At 53.8% G+C, this 1,393-nt stretch carries 1 protein-coding gene; it reads left to right on the forward strand.

Annotated elements, in window-relative coordinates:
* Nucleotides 1–70: 70 nt before the first annotated feature.
* A complete protein-coding gene (locus Xhom_RS24860; RefSeq protein WP_069315489.1) occupies nucleotides 71–1,240 on the forward strand; it encodes an IS701 family transposase in 1,170 nt (389 codons plus the stop codon).
* Nucleotides 1,241–1,393 lie beyond the last annotated feature (153 nt).

Genomic DNA, 1,393 nt, shown 5'->3' on the forward strand with positions numbered 1-1,393 from the left:
TAGTACTACAGCCGTAATCCATATTGTGCCATGATGGGGCTCTTCTTCCTTAAATAAAAGGCGGTGTCACATGCCATCCCCTGCCAAAATCTGGGAACAGGCGCTACAGGCATTACATGCCCGTCTGGCTCCCTTATTTCACTCTACCGGCTCACGACAACGCAGCCTCGCCTATCTTCGGGGATTGCTCAGTGATGTTGAACGTAAGAATAGCTGGCAACTGGCTGAATGGATGGAGGAAAGTACCCCCGATGGGATTCAATATTTGCTGGAACGCGCTGATTGGGATGTCGATATGGCCCGCGATATCCTGCGGGATTATGTCACTGAACACTTGGGCGATGAACAGGGTGTTCTCATCATTGATGAAACCGGTTTTATCAAAAAAGGGACACATTCTGCCGGGGTACAGCGTCAGTATAGTGGGACCGCCGGACGGGTAGAAAACAGCCAGATAGGCGTATTTCTTTGTTATGCCGGCAACGGAGGGCATGCCTTTGTTGACCGGGCATTATACCTGCCCCGCCAGTGGACCGATGACCGTTCCCGCTGTGAAGCCGCGGGTATCCCTGCCAGCGTCACTTTTGCAACGAAACCCCAGTTAGCCCGGCAGATGCTGGAACGAACATGGGATGCCGGCGTTCCCTGTCGCTGGGTGACCGCGGATGAAGTTTATGGCCGTGACCGTCGTCTGAGGGTCTGGCTGGAGTCCCAATACCAGCCCTTCGTGTTAGCCATTCCCTGCAATACCCCCTTATGGTGGCAAGGACCCAAGTATCTCCGTGCTGAACGGATTGCCGATACCCTGACCACCGCTGACTGGAAAGCAGGGTCAGCGGGAACAGGGACAAAAGGTGAGCGTTGGTATGACTGGGCTGTCGTGCCGTTATGGCGTTTACAGATAAGTGAAGAGGATCGACGTTATGGTCATTATTTGTTAGTTCGGCGCAGCCGGGATAGTAGACAGGAACGGGCTTACTATGTGGTGTATGCCCTGAGAGAACAGGCGGATCTTAATACGCTGGTTCAGGTGGCGGGTTGTCGCTGGGAAATCGAAAGTGGCTTTGAGGAAACCAAAGGGGAATGTGGGCTGGATCACTACGAAGTGCGGCGATGGCAGAGCTGGCACCGACATATTACCTTGTCGTTGCTGGCCCATGCAGTCCTGGCGGTTCTGCGGGTACAGGAGAAAAAAAACACCGGTAGGCCGGGTTCCGCTCAGTGTAGCGGAACTCCGTAAGCTGCTGTCAAAGCTGATGGAAAAAGCGGGAAAGACAATCGAACAGATTTTACATTGGTCAGCCTGGCGACGACGGCATCAATACCGGGCGCAACAATGTCACTGTCGCCGCCGGGAAAATCATCGGCTTACAGAGCAATTACGGCTGTAGTA

Origin of the sequence: Xenorhabdus hominickii (assembly GCF_002632725.1) — a bacterium.
GTDB lineage: Bacteria > Pseudomonadota > Gammaproteobacteria > Enterobacterales > Enterobacteriaceae > Xenorhabdus > Xenorhabdus hominickii.